This window comes from Pseudomonas sp. BIGb0176 (assembly GCF_024810175.1).
Taxonomy (GTDB): Bacteria; Pseudomonadota; Gammaproteobacteria; order Pseudomonadales; family Pseudomonadaceae; genus Aquipseudomonas; species Aquipseudomonas protegens.
The window spans coordinates 133,795-148,870 of record NZ_JANUEC010000007.1 but is presented as its reverse complement, the minus strand read 5'-3'; the positions used below and the strand labels follow the sequence as shown (position 1 = coordinate 148,870).

General features: G+C 64.3%; 16 protein-coding genes. 6 read left to right on the top strand and 10 right to left on the bottom strand.

From position 1 onward, the window contains the following. The first annotated feature begins 656 nt into the window (after positions 1–656). Positions 657–1,424 (top strand): SDR family oxidoreductase, encoded by a 768-nt coding sequence (locus M2395_RS30840; RefSeq protein WP_041115482.1) that lies wholly within the window; start codon positions 657–659, stop codon positions 1,422–1,424. A 247-nt stretch (positions 1,425–1,671) separates the two neighbouring features. Then, on the top strand, positions 1,672–2,577 hold the full coding sequence (locus tag M2395_RS30835; RefSeq protein WP_011058972.1) for a cation diffusion facilitator family transporter: 906 nt from the start codon (positions 1,672–1,674) through the stop codon (positions 2,575–2,577). A gap of 73 nt (positions 2,578–2,650) precedes the next feature. Here M2395_RS30835 and M2395_RS30830 read toward each other — a convergent pair whose 3' ends face one another. The 7 genes from M2395_RS30830 to M2395_RS30800 form a co-directional block, all read right to left on the bottom strand. Continuing rightward, positions 2,651–3,790, bottom strand: a complete 1,140-nt coding sequence (locus tag M2395_RS30830) for an AGE family epimerase/isomerase (protein WP_053148795.1) — start codon at positions 3,788–3,790, stop codon at positions 2,651–2,653. Positions 3,791–3,958: 168 nt separating this feature from the next. Then, entirely contained in the window at positions 3,959–4,531 is a 573-nt protein-coding gene (locus M2395_RS30825; protein WP_123431194.1) for a HupE/UreJ family protein, read from the bottom strand. Between the two features lie 38 nt (positions 4,532–4,569). Then, positions 4,570–5,184 (bottom strand): urease accessory protein UreG, encoded by a 615-nt coding sequence (ureG, locus tag M2395_RS30820; protein WP_011058975.1) that lies wholly within the window; start codon positions 5,182–5,184, stop codon positions 4,570–4,572. 9 nt (positions 5,185–5,193) lie between these two features. Continuing rightward, positions 5,194–5,868: an urease accessory protein UreF gene (locus M2395_RS30815; RefSeq protein WP_011058976.1), complete on the bottom strand. Its 675-nt coding sequence runs from the start codon at positions 5,866–5,868 to the stop codon at positions 5,194–5,196. Beyond that, a complete protein-coding gene (gene ureE, locus M2395_RS30810; protein ID WP_015633955.1) occupies positions 5,865–6,365 on the bottom strand; it encodes an urease accessory protein UreE in 501 nt (166 codons plus the stop codon). Before ureE ends, M2395_RS30815 begins: the two co-directional genes overlap by 4 nt. Positions 6,366–6,646: 281 nt before the next feature. Continuing rightward, positions 6,647–7,279: a TetR family transcriptional regulator gene (locus tag M2395_RS30805; RefSeq protein WP_011058978.1), complete on the bottom strand. Its 633-nt coding sequence runs from the start codon at positions 7,277–7,279 to the stop codon at positions 6,647–6,649. A gap of 168 nt (positions 7,280–7,447) precedes the next feature. Further along, positions 7,448–7,915: a hypothetical protein gene (locus M2395_RS30800; RefSeq protein ID WP_011058979.1), complete on the bottom strand. Its 468-nt coding sequence runs from the start codon at positions 7,913–7,915 to the stop codon at positions 7,448–7,450. A gap of 385 nt (positions 7,916–8,300) precedes the next feature. On the opposite strand from M2395_RS30800, the gene M2395_RS30795 reads away from it, so the two are divergent. Continuing rightward, positions 8,301–10,376: an AsmA family protein gene (locus M2395_RS30795; protein WP_015633956.1), complete on the top strand. Its 2,076-nt coding sequence runs from the start codon at positions 8,301–8,303 to the stop codon at positions 10,374–10,376. A 66-nt stretch (positions 10,377–10,442) separates the two neighbouring features. Here the strand turns inward: M2395_RS30795 and M2395_RS30790 are convergent, their stop codons facing one another. Together M2395_RS30790 and M2395_RS30785 are read right to left on the bottom strand one after the other, a co-directional pair. Next, positions 10,443–10,973 carry a bacterioferritin gene (locus M2395_RS30790; protein WP_015633957.1) on the bottom strand — a complete coding sequence of 177 codons (531 nt, stop codon included), beginning with the start codon at positions 10,971–10,973 and terminating at the stop codon, positions 10,443–10,445. 110 nt (positions 10,974–11,083) lie between these two features. After that, the gene (locus M2395_RS30785; RefSeq protein WP_185057799.1) at positions 11,084–12,007 is read right to left on the bottom strand and encodes a LysR substrate-binding domain-containing protein; all 924 of its coding nucleotides are present in this window, start codon (positions 12,005–12,007) and stop codon (positions 11,084–11,086) included. Positions 12,008–12,132: 125 nt separating this feature from the next. Here M2395_RS30785 and M2395_RS30780 point away from each other — a divergent pair, with 125 nt between their 5' ends. The 3 genes from M2395_RS30780 (at position 12,133) to M2395_RS30770 (ending at position 14,100) form a co-directional block, all read left to right on the top strand. After that, a complete protein-coding gene (locus M2395_RS30780; RefSeq protein ID WP_072452016.1) occupies positions 12,133–12,771 on the top strand; it encodes an FMN-dependent NADH-azoreductase in 639 nt (212 codons plus the stop codon). A 12-nt stretch (positions 12,772–12,783) separates the two neighbouring features. Beyond that, positions 12,784–13,089, top strand: a complete 306-nt coding sequence (locus M2395_RS30775) for a multidrug efflux SMR transporter (protein ID WP_011058984.1) — start codon at positions 12,784–12,786, stop codon at positions 13,087–13,089. A gap of 120 nt (positions 13,090–13,209) precedes the next feature. Next, positions 13,210–14,100 carry a triacylglycerol lipase gene (locus M2395_RS30770; protein WP_019094041.1) on the top strand — a complete coding sequence of 297 codons (891 nt, stop codon included), beginning with the start codon at positions 13,210–13,212 and terminating at the stop codon, positions 14,098–14,100. A gap of 2 nt (positions 14,101–14,102) precedes the next feature. Here the strand turns inward: M2395_RS30770 and M2395_RS30765 are convergent, their stop codons facing one another. Beyond that, positions 14,103–15,008, bottom strand: coding sequence for a DMT family transporter (locus M2395_RS30765; RefSeq protein ID WP_011058986.1), 906 nt, complete (start codon positions 15,006–15,008; stop codon positions 14,103–14,105). Positions 15,009–15,076 lie beyond the last annotated feature (68 nt).

Sequence of the window (15,076 nt, the reverse complement as noted above, 5' to 3'; positions counted from 1 at the left end):
CGCGGCATAAAGACGCTGCAAACAGTTGTTTTTCCACTGTTTTGACTTGTCCCCGTTTGCTGTGGAGCGGGCTGTGGGTAACGTGGGTGTAGCTGGCTGCAGGCCTTTAACCACGTGGCTTGCAGGCGATTGGTTGTTTTTTGATCGGTGCTTTTTATGGGAGCTGAAGGTGCGCTTGTCAACCTTTTTATTGTCGCAGCTGTACCTGGAAAAGGGTTGGGATAAGCCTGTGGATAAGTCTGTGATTAAACTCTGGAAAGACGGCTCTGAGCGGCGTAGTTACTGGCCTCTGGCCTTGTCAACCTTGACCGTGCGGTCATCTTTGCCCGGGCCGGCTGCATGGACCCGCGGTCCGGGTCAAGCAAAAAACTTCTGCTGGACCCGCGCAGGCCCTGTGGATAGCGGCTTTCAGCCCTTTGCACTTGCCCCCAAAGACTGTGGACCGGCCTGTGGATAAGGTGCGTGCACATGGCTGCAGGCCATGTAACCCGTGGCTTGGCGCCTGGTGAGTGTTTTTTGTACAGCGAGCATCGGGCGCGCTCACCGCTTGCGGCTCTTTACGGCCAACGGCGCGGTTGCCGGTAGGAGCCGGCCCGGGCATGCTGCGAAGCGTTTTTTATCGAAACGGCGGCTCGCCACCCAGCAAGGAGAACACCATGACTTCCACACTGTTCATTACGGGCGCGACTTCCGGTTTTGGCGAAGCCTGCGCCCGGCGCTTTGCCGCAGCCGGCTGGTCCCTGGTACTGACCGGCCGCCGCGAGGAGCGCCTCAGCGCCCTGTGCGCGGAGCTGTCCAAACAGACCGAGGTGCATGGCCTGGTGCTCGATGTGCGCGACCGCAAGGCTATGGAAGAGGCCATCGCCCAGTTGCCGCCTTCGTTCAGCAAGCTGCGCGGGCTGATCAACAACGCCGGCCTGGCCCTGGGCGTGGACCCGGCGCCCAAGTGCGACCTGGATGACTGGGACACCATGGTCGACACCAACATCAAGGGCCTGATGTACAGCACCCGCCTGCTGCTGCCACGGTTGATCGCCCATGGCCGCGGCGCAGGCATCGTCAACCTGGGCTCCATCGCCGGCAACTACCCGTACCCGGGCAGCCACGTCTATGGCGCGAGCAAGGCCTTCGTCAAACAGTTCTCCCTGAACCTGCGCTGCGACCTGCAGGGCACCGGCGTGCGCGTCACCAACATCGAGCCGGGGCTGTGCGAAAGCGAGTTCTCCCTGGTGCGCTTCGCCGGTGACCAGGCACGCTACGACGCCACCTACGCCGGGGCCGAGCCAATCCAGCCCGAGGACATCGCCGACACCATTTTCTGGGTGCTCAATACCCCGGCACACGTCAACATCAACAGCCTGGAGCTGATGCCTGTGAGCCAGACCTGGGCCGGTTTCGCCATCGAACGCAACGCCAAGTCATGAGCCCCCTGTAGCCGCTGCCGCAGGCTGCGACAGGGCCGCAGGGCCCTCCAGCGCCCGCAAGATCTTGCGCCTCCTGCGGAGGCGGTCGCAGCCTCGCCATCGCTCGGCAGCGGCTACAGTTGTACTCGGATACACATAAGCTGATTCGTTTCAGCTTGTGGTCAGCCCTGACAGGTTAGAATTCCCGCCAGAAATTTCGCCGCTGCCTCACACGAGGCGGCGTTTTTGAAGTTCGATAGGAGGAATCGTGAGTAACCGAGGTGAGCAGGCTCTGCTCAAACAATCGACCGTACTGATGTTCGCCGTGGCGATCGCCGGTATCGTCACGGGTTTTGTTTCTGGCGCCCAATCCATCCTGTTCGATGGATTTTTTTCGCTGATCGCCACCTTCATCAAGGTCCTGATGCTGATCACCGCCAAGCTGATCGCCAAGGAAAGCAACCACCGTTTCCAGTTCGGCTTCTGGCACCTGGAACCCATGGTGCTGCTGATCGAAGGCAGCTTCCTGATGCTGATCGCCATCTACGCCTTCCTCAATGGGGTGTTCGGCATCATCAACGGTGGCCGCGAGGTCGAGCTGGGGCTGGTGATTTTCTATGCAGCGTTTTTCGCCGTGGCGGAGTTCGCCTACTTCTTCTACGTGCGCCGGCGTAACCGCAAGCTCAAGTCGTCGCTGATCCAGTTCGACAACATCAGCTGGCTGGTGGACGCGATGCTATCGGTGGGGCTGCTGGTGAGCTTCATCATCGCCTTGCTGCTCAAGCAGTACGGGCACGGCCAGTGGGCGGTGTATGTCGACCCGGCGATCCTGATCCTGCTGGCCCTGAGCATGTTGCCGCCGGCGCTGAAGATCCTGCGCCCGGCCCTGCGTGATGTGCTGGGGATCGCCCCGGACCAGTTGGACGAAAAGGTCCGCAATGTGATGGAGCAGGCCAAGGCCGCCCATGGTTTCGACGACTACATCAGCTACGTGCAGAAGCACGGTCGGGCGCGGTTTATCGAGATCCATATCGTCTTGCCGGCGCACTATCCGCTGCAGGATGTGGCGACTCTGGACCGCTTGCGCGAGGAGATTTCCAGCCAGTTGGGAGAGGCCGACGCAGCGCGCTGGCTGACCATCAGCTTTACCGGGGATCGCAAGTGGATCGCTTGAGGGGCGGCGCCTGTTTCGCCGGCAAGCCGGCTCCTACAACACCGCGTAGGAGCCGGCTTGCCGGCCAAGGGCCTCAGGCAAAATATTCCGCCAGCCCGCGATAGCAGGTCGCCAGGTGATAAGGCGTGGTCGAGGGCATATCCCGCCGGCTGACCGCGCCGTTGGCATCCAGGCATTCATTCCAGCCCCCTGCATGCAGGAAATGCGCTTGCAGCGCTTTTAGCTGACGCAGCAAGGGCGCCTGGCCAGCCGGGCGCAAGGTCAGGGCACGCAGGTATTCGGCCTGGGCCCAGATGCGCTGGGTGGCGTCCTTGACGCCGGCTCGGGGCGGCAGTTCGAGCATGGCGCACACGGCGCCGCTCTCGGGCTCGACTCCCAGTTGCTCGGTAAAGGCGAAGGCTCGTTCCACGCAAGCGTGCAGGGCGCTGCCGCGCAGTAACTGTGACGAGGCCAGCAGGAAGTACCACTCGAACTGGTGCCCCGGCTCGAACCAGTTATCCACAGCTCCCAGGGGCTTCTCCATCATCACCCCGTGCTGGGGGTCGATGAACTGCTGCTGCATGGCCTGGCACAGGTCCAGCAACGCGGCTTGCACCGCAGCGTCCTCGCGTACGGCCAGGATCGCGAGAAAGGCTTCGGCCAGGTGCATCAGTGGATTTTGCAGCGGCCCCGAACCCAATATGGACCAGTCCTCGGCGAGGCTGGCTTCGTAGAGCCCGTCGCCGCGGGCGAAGCGCTGGGCTACCACTTCCAGGGCGGCGTTGAGCACCGACTCCACCAACGGCTCGCGGACCTTGGCCCAGTAGTGAGCGCAGGCGAAGAGGATGAAGGCGTGGGTGTAGAGGTCCTTGCGCCTATCCAGCGGCGCGCCTTCGGGGTCGATGCTGTAGAACCAGCCACCGTGCTCGGCGTCGTGGAAGTGCCGCTGCAGCGAGCGAAACAGCGCGGCGGCGCGCTCCTGGGCAAAGGGCGCGGCGGCATCGCCGATCAATTGGGAGAACAGATACAACTGCCGGGCACAGGCCATGGCTCGATAGCGCTGCGGCGGCAGCGGCCGATGCTCGGCGTCCAGCGCCTCATAGGGCAGCGCCAACTGCGGATTCCAGCCCGGGCCTTGCCACAGCGGCACTATCACCTTGTGGAAATGCTGCTGCATGGCGTTGAACAGAGCGCTCGATTCAGGCGAGGTGGCGGAGCGGGATACATCGGGCATTGGCTGGCGTCGTCACGGCAGTTTTGAATGCGCGACATGTTACCAGAGAAGCCCCACAAGGCGGCTTGCCCGCCGAGCACGACCTGCTGGCAGGAGCTGGCTTGCCAGCGAAGGAGGCCCGCAAGACCGCCTTCGCCGGCAAGCCGGCTCCTGCAGATGAAGCAGGGATCAGCCTGCCAGCAACCACACGCCCGTAGCGGCCGAGGCCGCACCGGCCAGGCGCACCAGCGGCGCTGCCGCCTGAGGCAGTACCCGTACCACGGCATAGCCGGCGGCATGCAGGGCCGCAGTGGCCGCCACAAAACCGGCGGCATAGGCCCAAGGGTTGGACATGTCCGGCAGTTCCAGGCCGTGGGCCACGCCATGGAACAGGGCAAACAGCGCGGTGGCGGCAATCGCCAGGCTCAGGGGCGGGCGCACGGCCAGGGCCACGGCCAGGCCCAGGGCCAATACCGAAGCGGCGATGCCGCTTTCCAGGGCCGGCAACTCCAGGCCCTCGAAGCCCAGCACACCACCGATCAGCATGGTGCCGACGAAGGTGCAAGGCAGCGCCCAGCGCGCGGCGCCTTGCTGCTGGGCGGCCCACAGGCCGACAGCGAGCATGGCCAGCAGGTGGTCGAGGCCGCTGATGGGGTGGCTGATACCGGCCATCAGGCCGTTGTCGCCATGGCCCGGGTGGGCGATGGCCAGGGCCGGGGTCAGCAGCAGGGCCAGGGCCCCGAGGATGCGTTTTAGGGTCATGGAGTGGCTTTCCTTGTTGAGCGGATTGGGGGCGGGGATCAGGCAGCGGTGAGCAGGCCCTGGCGTTCGATGAAGGCGATGATGTCCGCCAGGCCCTGGCCGGTTTTCTGGTTGCTGAAGACGAACGGCTTGCCGCCGCGCATGCGCTGGGTATCGCTGTTCATCATCTCCAGGGAGGCTCCCACCAGCGGCGCCAGGTCGATCTTGTTGATCACCAGCAGGTCGGATTTGCAGATGCCCGGACCGCCCTTGCGCGGCAGCTTGTCACCGGCGGAAACGTCGATCACATAGATGGTCAGATCGGAGAGTTCGGGGCTGAAGGTGGCCGAGAGGTTGTCGCCGCCGGACTCCACCAGGATCAGGTCGAGCCCGGGAAAGCGCCGGTTCAACTGGTCCACCGCTTCCAGATTGATCGAGGCGTCTTCGCGGATCGCGGTGTGCGGGCAGCCGCCGGTTTCCACGCCGATGATCCGTTCCGGCGCCAGGGCCTCATTGCGTACCAGGAAGTCGGCGTCTTCGCGGGTGTAGATATCGTTGGTCACCACCGCCAGGTTGTAGCGCTCGCGCAGGGCCAGGCACAGGGCCAGGGTCAGGGCGGTTTTACCGGAGCCCACCGGGCCGCCGATGCCGACGCGCAGAGGTTGTGCGTTCATGAGTTTCTCCTAGGAACGGAACAGGCGGCTGTACTGGCGCTCATGGGCCATGCTCGCCAGGGACAGGCCGAAAGCGGCGCTGCCATGATGGTTGGGGTCAAGGTTCGCGGCGTGGTGCTGGGCTTGCTGCAACAGGGGCAGCAGCTCGCTGGTCAGGCGTTGGGCGGCCTGCTGGCCCAGGGGCAGGGTCTTCATCAGCACCGCCAGCTGGTTTTCCAGCCAGCTCCACAGCCAGGCGGCCAGGGCGTCCGCCGGGCTGATGCCCCAGGCCCGTGCCGCCAGGGCCCAGCCCAGGGCCAGGTGTGGTTCGTCCTGGTGCGTCAGCAGTTCCCTGGCATCGCTGTCCAGTTCCGGCAAACCCTCCAGCAGTTGCTTGAGGGAATAACCCATCTGCCGGCTTTCCTGGTAAAGCTCGCGGGTTTCGCGGCTGGCCCGATGTTCCTCGCTCAACTGCTGCAAGCGGGCCCAGTCCTGGTCGGCTGCGGCCTGGCAGTGGGCGAGCAGCAGCGGTGCTTCGAAGCGTGCCAGGTTCAGCAGCAGTTGATCGCTGATCCAGCGGCGGGCGCTGGCCTGATCATTTACCCGCTGCTGCTCCACGGCCATTTCCAGGCCCTGGGAATAGCTGTAGCCGCCAATCGGCAACTGCGGGCTGGCCAGGCGCAGCAGGGCCCAGGCCGGGTTCATGGGCGGACGCCGAACTGGTGCAGGCGCGGCGGATAGTTGAAGTCTTCATCGCCGTGGCGCGAATGATGGTGGCCGCCGCCATAGGCGCCATGCTCGGGCTGGAACGGTGCCTCAAGGGGCGCGGTGCTGGCCCCCAGCTGTTCGAGCATGGCCTTGAGCACATAGTCGTCCAGCAGGCGCAGCCAGCCGTCACCCACCTGCAGGGCCACGTGGCGGTTGCCCAGGTGATAGGCGGCGCGGGTCAGTTCGAAGGCGTTGCGGCAGGTGACGTGCAGCAGGGCTTCCGGGCGGGCGCAGACCTTGACGATGCGCCCGTCCTCGGCCTCCAGGAACTCCCCATCGTGCAGCGGTGGCTGGCCCCGCTCCAGAAACAGGCCGACGTCTTCACCGGCGGCACTGAAACAGCGCAGGCGGCTTTTGCTGCGGGCCTCGTAAGTCAGGTGCAGTTCGGCGGACCAGGTGGCTTGGGGGGCGGTTCTGCGGTGGATCACCAGCATCGGAAAGCTTCCAGCTATGAGCGATGCACAAGCCAGAGCAAGGGCCTTGCCAATCACTCGGTGGAGAGGAAAAACCCTTTCTCGATGCCGGAACTGCGCCTGAAAAAGGGGCAAAACCTTGTTTCATCTTGTTACAAATTGATGCGCTGAGCTGATTTATAGCACTGAGTTGGTGCGCGGGAAATGTTTTTGCTGCAATCCGGTGCCCGGCGGGCAGGCAGGCGCAAACGCGCAGCCTAGAGCGGGGCGCATAGTGTGAAGGGGGCAGTGGTGCGGGCGAGTTACTCGGTGCTGCCCAGGCCTTGCCAGTGCTTGAGGCCGATGAAGATGAAGCGCAGTTGCTGGGTGATCTTGGCCTGGGGCGTGAGGTGTTCGGGCAGGGCCTGGGCCGGGGGATCGATGATGTCGGGCAGGGTGGCGAACACGCTTTTGACGATCAGGTCGGCCATGACGCTGAGATCGGCGGCGTCCAGGTGCTGGAGCTTGGGCATCAGGGTGAGGTCGGCGGCGAGGTCCGAACTGATGTTCTCGCGCAAGGTGGCGATGGCCTGGCGAACCGGCAGTGAGCCGCCGTACTGCTCTCGGGCCAGAAACAGGAACTGCGAGCGCTTGGCTTCCACTACATCGAGGAAGATGCGTACCGAGGCATCGATGATGCCGCCCATGACGAATTCATTGTGGCGCACCAGGCGGATGGTTTCGCGAAAGGTCTGGCCGACTTCGCTGACCAGTTCCAGGCCCAGTTGGTCCATGTCGCTGAAGTGCCGGTAGAAACCGGTGGGCACGATACCCGCGGCTTTCGCCACTTCCCGCAGGCTCAGGCTGCCAAACCCACGGCCACACTCCATCAGGTGCCGGGCGGCATCCATCAGGGCGTTGCGGGTCTGTTGCTTCTGTTCGGCGCGGGGCAGCATCGGCGGGGCGTTCTTTGCTCAATGGGAGCGGCGCACTCTAGCAAATCAACTTTGCCGGAGTCGAACTGCTGTCAGAGACAGGCGGGAGAGGCAGGGGGAAAAATGCAGCTGCTATAAAAGTCAAAGCCCGATCCAGGGATCGGGCTTTTTTCCAGGGCCAGCATGGCCTCAGCTCGCAGCTTGATGACGTTCGGCCAGGCGATCAGCACCGCCTTCGGCAACGGTCTGACCTTGAGGTGTACGGCTGTAGCCATCTTCCACCAGGCCTTTCTCTTCCAGGCGATCACGGCCGCCTTCAGCTACGTTTTGACCTTGTGGGGTGCGGTCGTAGCCATCTTCGGCGACGTTCTGGCCTTGAGGTGTACGGTCGTAGCCATCTTCGGCAACGTTCTGGCCTTGAGGGGTGCGATCATAGCCGTCTTCGGCAACGCTCTGGCCTTGTGGAGTACGGTCATAACCGTCGGCAGCGACTTTGTTGCGTTCGATCAGGCGATCCGAACCGCCTTCGGCCAGGGTCTGGGTGAACACGCTGTGGCTGGCCTTGACCTGTGGGGTGGCTTGTTCAGCGGCTGGCAGGGCGAAGGCGTTGGCAGCCAGAACAGATAAGGCGAGGCTCAGTAAAAGTTGGCGTTTCATGATGGGTTGCTCCTTGGTAGGGCGATAAATTGGGTACGGAGCTAATGTTACCGCCGCTAAATCGATATAAAAGTTCATAAACACAATGGTAATAATCAACGGAATTGATTGTTTGCCGCGAAGGCTCTAGCTCGGGCGTTAACGCCGATTGCTTTTGCACCAGGGTGGGTATTTTCGACTCACTGCCGCTTCAGGGAGGGGCGGCTCGAGGTAACACAAAGCTGTCCGAGTGATCAGGAAAGCAGGTTTTTTCAGCGGATCGGGTAGCCGGATTAAACCTGCGCGGGCTTTGTCAGTCGTAGTTTTCATGGCCGGTGATTTTTCCATCGGCAGTTCATCGATGCGTCGTGGTTGGGCGCTCAGTTGTCTTCAGGAGCCTCGTGCAATGACGCGCACTCGTAAAATTCTCGCCTGGTCCATCACTGGCCTGATCCTGCTACTGGCGGTGCTGGTACTGGTGATCGCGTTCTTCGATTGGAACCGGATCAAACCCACGCTCAATGCCAAGGTCTCCGAGGAGTTGCACCGGCCCTTCGCGATCAATGGCGATTTGTCGGTGGTCTGGCAACGCGAACCTGACGAAGGTGGCTGGCGGGCCTGGGTGCCCTGGCCTCACGTGGTGGCCCAGGACCTGACCCTGGGCAACCCGGACTGGTCCAAGGCGCCGCAGATGGTCAGCCTCAAGCGGGTTGAGCTGCGCATTTCGCCTCTGGCCCTGCTGGCGCAACGGGTGAGCATTCCGCGCATCGACCTCACCGAGCCCGACGCCGCGTTGCAGCGCCTGGCCGACGGGCGCGCCAACTGGACTTTCAAGTTCGACCCCAAGGACCCGAACGCCGAACCGTCCAACTGGACGGTGGACATCGGTGCCATCGGTTTCGACAAGGGCCACGTGACCCTCGATGACCAGAGCCTGAAGACCCAGCTGGACCTGCAGGTGGAACTGCTCGGCAAGCCGATCCCGTTCAGCGATATCGTCGGTGAAAGTGAAGCGAAGAAGGTGGCCGAGAAAGGCGCCGAGGCCCAGGCCTATGCCTTCGCCCTCAAGGTCAAGGGCCAGTATCACGGGCAGAAGCTCGCCGGCACCGGCAAGATCGGCGGCCTGCTGGCCTTGCAGGATTCCCGCAAGCCGTTTCCGCTGCAGGCCCAGGCGCAGATCGGCGACACCAAGGTGGAGCTGCGCGGCAGCCTGACCGACCCGCTGAACCTCGGCGCCCTGGATCTGCGCCTGAAGCTGGCGGGCACCAGCCTGGGCAACCTCTACCCGCTGACCGGGGTGACCCTGCCGGATTCGCCGCCCTATTCCACCGACGGCCACCTGACCGCCAAGCTGCACGATCCGGCGGGCGCGACCTTCAGTTACCAGGACTTCAACGGCAAGATCGGCGACAGCGACATCCACGGCAACCTGACCTACGTGGCCAGCCAGCCACGGCCCAAGCTCAGTGGCGCGCTGGTGTCCAACCAGTTGCTGATGAGCGACCTGGCGCCGCTGATCGGCGCCGACTCCAACGCCAAGCAGAAGGCCCGGGGCGGCGAGAGCAAGCAGCCGGCGGACAAGGTGCTGCCGGTGGAAGAGTTCCGCACCGAGCGCTGGCGGGACATGGACGCCGATGTGGAATTCACCGGCAAGCGCATCGTCCACAGCGCCGAGCTGCCGTTCACCGATCTGTACACCCACCTGGTGCTCAACGACGGCCAGCTCAGCCTGGAGCCCCTGCGCTTCGGCGTGGCCGGCGGCAAGCTCGACGCCCAGATCCGCCTCAACGGCCACACCACGCCGCTGGAGGGCCGGGCCAGGCTGACGGCGCGCAATTTCAAGCTCAAGCAACTGTTCCCCACCTTCGAACCGATGAAGACCAGCTTTGGCGAGCTCAATGGCGATGCCGACATCGCCGGTCGCGGCAACTCGGTGGCGGCCCTGCTGGGCAGCGCCAACGGTGACCTGAAGATGCTGATCAACGATGGCGCCATCAGCCGCAGCCTGATGGAAATCGCCGGGCTCAACGTCGGCAACTATGTGGTCGGCAAGATGTTTGGCGACAAGGAAGTGAAGATCAATTGCGCGGCGGCCGACTTCGGCATCAAGAGCGGCCTGGCGACTTCCCGGCTGTTCGTCTTCGACACCGAGAACGCCATCATCTACATCGATGGCACCGCCAATATGGCCAGCGAGCAACTGGACCTGACCATCACTCCGGAATCCAAGGGCCTGCGCCTGTTCTCCCTGCGCTCGCCGCTTTATGTACAGGGCAAGTTCATCCAGCCCAGTGCCGGGGTCAAGGCCGTGCCCCTGGTACTGCGCGGTGCCGGCATGGTGGCCCTGGGGGTGATCGCCGGGCCGGCGGCGGGGCTGCTGGCGCTGGTGGCGCCCAGCGGCGATGAGCCCAACCAGTGCGCGCCGCTGTTGCAGCAGATGCGCTCGGGCAAGGCACCGGTGACGGTGAAACCGACTCATTAAGGGCCTGGGCGCGCGGCCAGAAAAAAGCCCGCCGCTGCAGGCAGGGCGGGCTTGGGGGAGAGGGCGTTACAGGTCGTTGAGGATGTCTGCCATGTCGTCGGCGTGTTCTTCTTCCTGGGCCAGGATCTCTTCGAACAGGCGGCGGGTGGTGGGGTCCTTGTCACCGATGTACTGGATGATCTCGCGGTAGCTGTCGACCGCGATGCGCTCCGCCACCAGGTCCTCGTAGACCATTTCCTTCAAGGTGTTGCCGGCCACGTACTGGGCATGGGAGTGCTTGGACAGCAGGTCGGGGTTGAACTCCGGTTCGCCACCGAGCTGGACGATGCGCTCGGCCAGTTTGTCGGCGTGCTCGGCTTCCTGGGTGGCGTGCTCTAGGAACTCGCTGGCGGCGACGCTGGCCTTGATCCCGTTGGCCATGAAGTAGTGGCGCTTGTAGCGCAACACACAGACCAGCTCGGTGGCCAGCGACTCGTTGAGCAGGCGCAGTATCTCCTCGCGATCGGCGTTGTAGCCCTCGGTCACGGCTCCGTTTTCCACGTGTTGGCGGGCCCGTTCGCGCAGGGTGTTCACATCAGACAAATGCATGTCGCTCATCTCGATCTCCTGGAGGCTAATCCGATTTACGCCAGGCTCTGTTGGCCTGATCGCTACCTTGGTTGTGAGTCGCGGCGGCGGCAAAAAGTTTTATCGGATGTGCCCGGCGGTCAACTGCGTGCCAGTGGCGGGTGCCCGGCCAGCAATGATTCCTGCTGCAGCCATTGAAGAAAAGCGCGCACCGGCGGATGGCGCTCGCGGCCGGGCACGCACAGGGCGCTGTAGCCGGCGCGGTCCACCTGGACTTCGGGTCGGTAGGGCTGCAGCAGGCCGCTGGCCACGCTCTGGGACACCAGGATGTCGCTGGCCAGGACCAGGCCCTGGCCGGCAATGGCCGCTTGCAGGGCGTACTGTTCCTCGTCGTAGGAGCGGATCAGCGGCGCGTCATCGAACCAGCTTTCCCCGGCCTGGGCGCACCAGGCCTGCCAACCGTCGGCATACAGCCGGGAGTTGCGCCAGTGCACGCTGATCAGGGTCGGCGCCTGCTGGCGGGCCAGGGCCACCTGCTGGGGCGAGCCGTAGACTGCGAAACGTTCGTCGAACAGGCACAGGCCGTGCAGGTCCAGGTAGCCCTCCTGGCTGTAGCGGATCGCCACGTCGATGCTGGCGTCCTGTTGCAGGTCCACCACCTCGCACTGGGTATCCAGGCGCAGGCTGATGCCGGGGTGCCGGGCATAGAAGCGCCCCAGCCGCGGCACCAGCCACAGGGCGGCAAAGGCCGCGGTGGTGGAAACGGTCAGTTGGGCGTTGCTGGGCGTGGGCCGCAGCGTATCGACACTCTGGGTCACTTCCAAAAGAGCACCGTGCAAGCTGTGAAACAAGCGCTGGCCGGGCTCGGTCAGGCGCACCTGGCGCGGCAGTCGTTCGAACAGCGCCACCCCCAGCCAGTGCTCCAGGCTGCGGATCTGGTGCGACACCGCGGTGGGCGTCACCGACAGGTCCTCGGCGGCGGCCTTGAAACTCAGCAGGCGCGCGGCGGACTCGAAAGTGCGCAGGGCGGTGAGGGGCAGGTGGGCGAACATCGAGTGCTCCATGGCTGAGATAAATTCATCTGGAAGAAATTCTGTTCATTTGTTGCAGTGCGGCTGTGCTCTTAGCTTTAGCGCGGATCGGCCTTGGTTTCAAGGCCTCCATCAGCAACCCCTCTGAGGCAGATGAGATGAGTACAGTTCTTGCGATCCACGGTAGCCCACGGGGCGAGCGTTCCCACAGCCGGCGCCTGGCCGACGCCTTCCTCCAGGCCTGGCAAGCGGCCAATCCCCAGGGGCGGTTGACCCGGCGCGAGGTTGGCCGGGGTGCCTTGCCCCACGTCAGCGAAGCCTTTATCGCCGCCGCGTTTTATCCACAGCCCGAGGCGCGGCCTCTGTCGATGCAGGCCGACCTGGCCCTGAGCGACGAACTGGTGGCGGAGTTGCTTGGCCATCAGCGCCTGGTGATCTCGGCGCCAATGCACAACTTCAGCGTGCCCAGCGGGATCAAGGCCTGGGTCGATCACATCGTGCGCCTGGGGCTGACCTTCAACACCCAGCAGGACAACGGCGTGGCCCAGTACCAGCCCCTGGTGCAGGGCAAGAAGGTGTTGATCGTTACCAGCCGCGGCGGGGGCGGCTTTGGCCCGGGGGGCGAGCATGAAGCGATGAACCACGCGGACCGCTGGTTGCGCACCGCCCTGGGTTTTATCGGTATCGAAGACGTCACCGTGGTTGCGGCGGAAGGCGAGGAGTCGGCGCCCGAGCGATTCGCGCAGTCCTGTGGCGAAGCCCAGCAGCGCCTGCTGGCCCTGGCGCAGAGTTTCTGAGGGGGCGGCGCCATGGCCTGGATGTTCCTGCTGCTGGCGGCGGCCTTCGAGGTCACGTTCGCCATGGGCATGAAGTACGCCGAGGGCTTTACCCGGCCCTGGCCGTCGCTGCTGACGGTGGTCGCGGCGGTGGGCGGGATCTATTTCCTGACCCTGGCCATGCGCGAGTTGCCGGTGAGCGTGGCCTACCCGATCTGGACCGCCATCGGTTCCCTGGGCACGGTGCTGCTGGGCTGCCTGCTGCTGGGAGAAAGCCTGACGGCGGTCAAGCTGGTGTCGGTGGGGCTGATCGTGGCGGGGGTGGCCGGGCTGAAGTAGCTACCGGGAGAAACGGGCTGTCACCGGTTTGTCGCCAAAGCGTCATGGGGGCTGACGACGGCCCCGGTTATGGTCTAGCTTTCAGCCAGCCCCGCTGCCTTCGCACAAGGATGTCGCCGCATGTCCCAAGAGCTTGCCACCCGTTACCCCCTGGTCCTGGTGCCCGGCATGCTCGGCTTTGTCCGCCTGCTGCTGTACCCCTACTGGTACGGGATCATTCCGGCCTTGCGCCGGGGCGGGGCGCAGGTGATCGCGGTGCAGGTCTCGCCGCTCAATTCCAGCGAGGTGCGCGGTGAGCAGTTGCTGGCGCAGATCCAGCGGATCATGGCCGAGACCGGCGCCGCCCGAGTCAACCTGATCGGCCACAGCCAGGGCGCGCTCACCGCGCGTTACGCCGCCGCCAAGCGCCCGGACTGGGTGGCCTCGGTAACGTCGGTGGCGGGGCCCAACCATGGCTCCGAGCTGGCGGATTATCTGCAACGGCATTCACCCGCCCATAGCCTGCGGGGGCGAGTGCTGAGCCTGCTGCTGAGGGGGATTTCAAGCCTGATGCGGTTGCTGGAAACCGGCTATCGCGGACCGAAGCAGCCGGTGGATATCCATGCTTCGCACCAGTCCCTGACCACCGAGGGCGTGGCCCTGTTCAACCGCCAGTACCCCCAGGGGTTGCCGCAGGAATGGGGCGGGCAAGGGCCGGCGCAGGTCGACGGTGTGCACTACTACTCCTGGTCCGGCATTTTGCAGCCGGGCAAGACCAACCGCGGGCGTAACCTGTTCGACGGCACCAACCGCAGTTGCCGGCTGTTCGCCCGCACCTTCGTCCGTGAAGCCGGCCAGTGCGACGGCATGGTGGGGCGCTACAGCTCGCACCTGGGGCAGGTCATTGGCGATGATTACCCGCTGGACCATTTCGATATCGTCAATCAGTCCCTGGGGCTGGTGGGCAAGGGCGCGGAGCCGATCCGCCTGTTCGTCGAACATGCCCGGCGCCTCAAGGCCGCCGGCCTCTGATCTCAGCGTTGCCCGGCAGAAGCCGGCTTGCCGGCGAGCGGTCCCAGTACGGTGGTCCAGCGTTCCGAGAGAATCACCCCGCCCAAGGTCAGCAAGCCACCCACCAAATGGAACCAGGCCAACTGCTCATGCAGCACCACTGCCGCAATCAGCGCCGTGATCAACGGCAGCAGATTGAAAAACAGCGTGGTCCGGCTTGGCCCCAGGCGCACCACCGCCTGCATCCAGGCCAAGGGCGCGAGCATCGAAGCCAGCAGGCAGGCATAGAGCACCAGCGGAATGTTCTGCAGAGTCGGGCCTACCTTCGGCGAAGCCAGGAACAACGGTAGCAGCACCACGACCGCCACCAGCACCTGCAGATACAACAGCACCAGCGGCGGCAGGCGCAGCTGCCATTTCTTCAGCAGGGTGCTGTAGATGGCGTAGGCCAGGGTGGCCACCAGCATCATCGCGTCCCCCAGGTTGACCCCGTGTTGCAGCAGCGCGGCCAGGCTGCCGGAGGACACCACCACCAGCACCCCGGCGAAGGACAGCACGGCGCCCACCAGGGCTCCGGCAGTCAGGCGCTGGCCCAGGGCCGCGATGGCCATGGCCAGGGACATCAGCGGCATCAGCGAAAGGATGATGCCCATGTTGGTGGCCGAGGTCAGGCTGGCGGCGAAGTAGGCCAGGCTCTGGTACACCGCCATGCCCAGCACGCCGAGAATGGCGATGCGCCAGAGGTTGGGGCGGACCTCCGGCCAGTGCTTGATCACCGGCTTGAGCATGAAGGGGGTGAACAGCAGGCCCGCCAGCAACCAGCGATAGAAGCCGATCTCCGCGGGAAAGATCGCGCCCACGGCGAGTTTGTTGATCACGGTATTGCCGGCCCAGATAAAGATGGCCAGCAGTGGATAAGCGTATTGCATGGAGACAACCAGAAAGTTGATGAAGGCTGATTATCCTCTTGTCCGGATCAATGCCTATACTGCGAACC

What these genes read in the sequence shown, in the direction of transcription:
- M2395_RS30840 (WP_041115482.1), top strand. Translation starts at nt 657, where the DNA reads ATGACTTCCACACTGTTCATTACGGGCGCGACTTCCGGTTTTGGCGAA.
- M2395_RS30830 (WP_053148795.1), bottom strand. Translation starts at nt 3,790, where the DNA reads ATGCCCGATGTATCCCGCTCCGCCACCTCGCCTGAATCGAGCGCTCTG.
- M2395_RS30825 (WP_123431194.1), bottom strand. Translation starts at nt 4,531, where the DNA reads ATGACCCTAAAACGCATCCTCGGGGCCCTGGCCCTGCTGCTGACCCCG.
- ureG (WP_011058975.1), bottom strand. Translation starts at nt 5,184, where the DNA reads ATGAACGCACAACCTCTGCGCGTCGGCATCGGCGGCCCGGTGGGCTCC.
- M2395_RS30815 (WP_011058976.1), bottom strand. Translation starts at nt 5,868, where the DNA reads ATGAACCCGGCCTGGGCCCTGCTGCGCCTGGCCAGCCCGCAGTTGCCG.
- ureE (WP_015633955.1), bottom strand. Translation starts at nt 6,365, where the DNA reads ATGCTGGTGATCCACCGCAGAACCGCCCCCCAAGCCACCTGGTCCGCC.
- M2395_RS30805 (WP_011058978.1), bottom strand. Translation starts at nt 7,279, where the DNA reads ATGCTGCCCCGCGCCGAACAGAAGCAACAGACCCGCAACGCCCTGATG.
- M2395_RS30800 (WP_011058979.1), bottom strand. Translation starts at nt 7,915, where the DNA reads ATGAAACGCCAACTTTTACTGAGCCTCGCCTTATCTGTTCTGGCTGCC.
- M2395_RS30795 (WP_015633956.1), top strand. Translation starts at nt 8,301, where the DNA reads ATGACGCGCACTCGTAAAATTCTCGCCTGGTCCATCACTGGCCTGATC.
- M2395_RS30790 (WP_015633957.1), bottom strand. Translation starts at nt 10,973, where the DNA reads ATGAGCGACATGCATTTGTCTGATGTGAACACCCTGCGCGAACGGGCC.
- M2395_RS30785 (WP_185057799.1), bottom strand. Translation starts at nt 12,007, where the DNA reads ATGGAGCACTCGATGTTCGCCCACCTGCCCCTCACCGCCCTGCGCACT.
- M2395_RS30780 (WP_072452016.1), top strand. Translation starts at nt 12,133, where the DNA reads ATGAGTACAGTTCTTGCGATCCACGGTAGCCCACGGGGCGAGCGTTCC.
- M2395_RS30775 (WP_011058984.1), top strand. Translation starts at nt 12,784, where the DNA reads ATGGCCTGGATGTTCCTGCTGCTGGCGGCGGCCTTCGAGGTCACGTTC.
- M2395_RS30770 (WP_019094041.1), top strand. Translation starts at nt 13,210, where the DNA reads ATGTCCCAAGAGCTTGCCACCCGTTACCCCCTGGTCCTGGTGCCCGGC.
- M2395_RS30765 (WP_011058986.1), bottom strand. Translation starts at nt 15,008, where the DNA reads ATGCAATACGCTTATCCACTGCTGGCCATCTTTATCTGGGCCGGCAAT.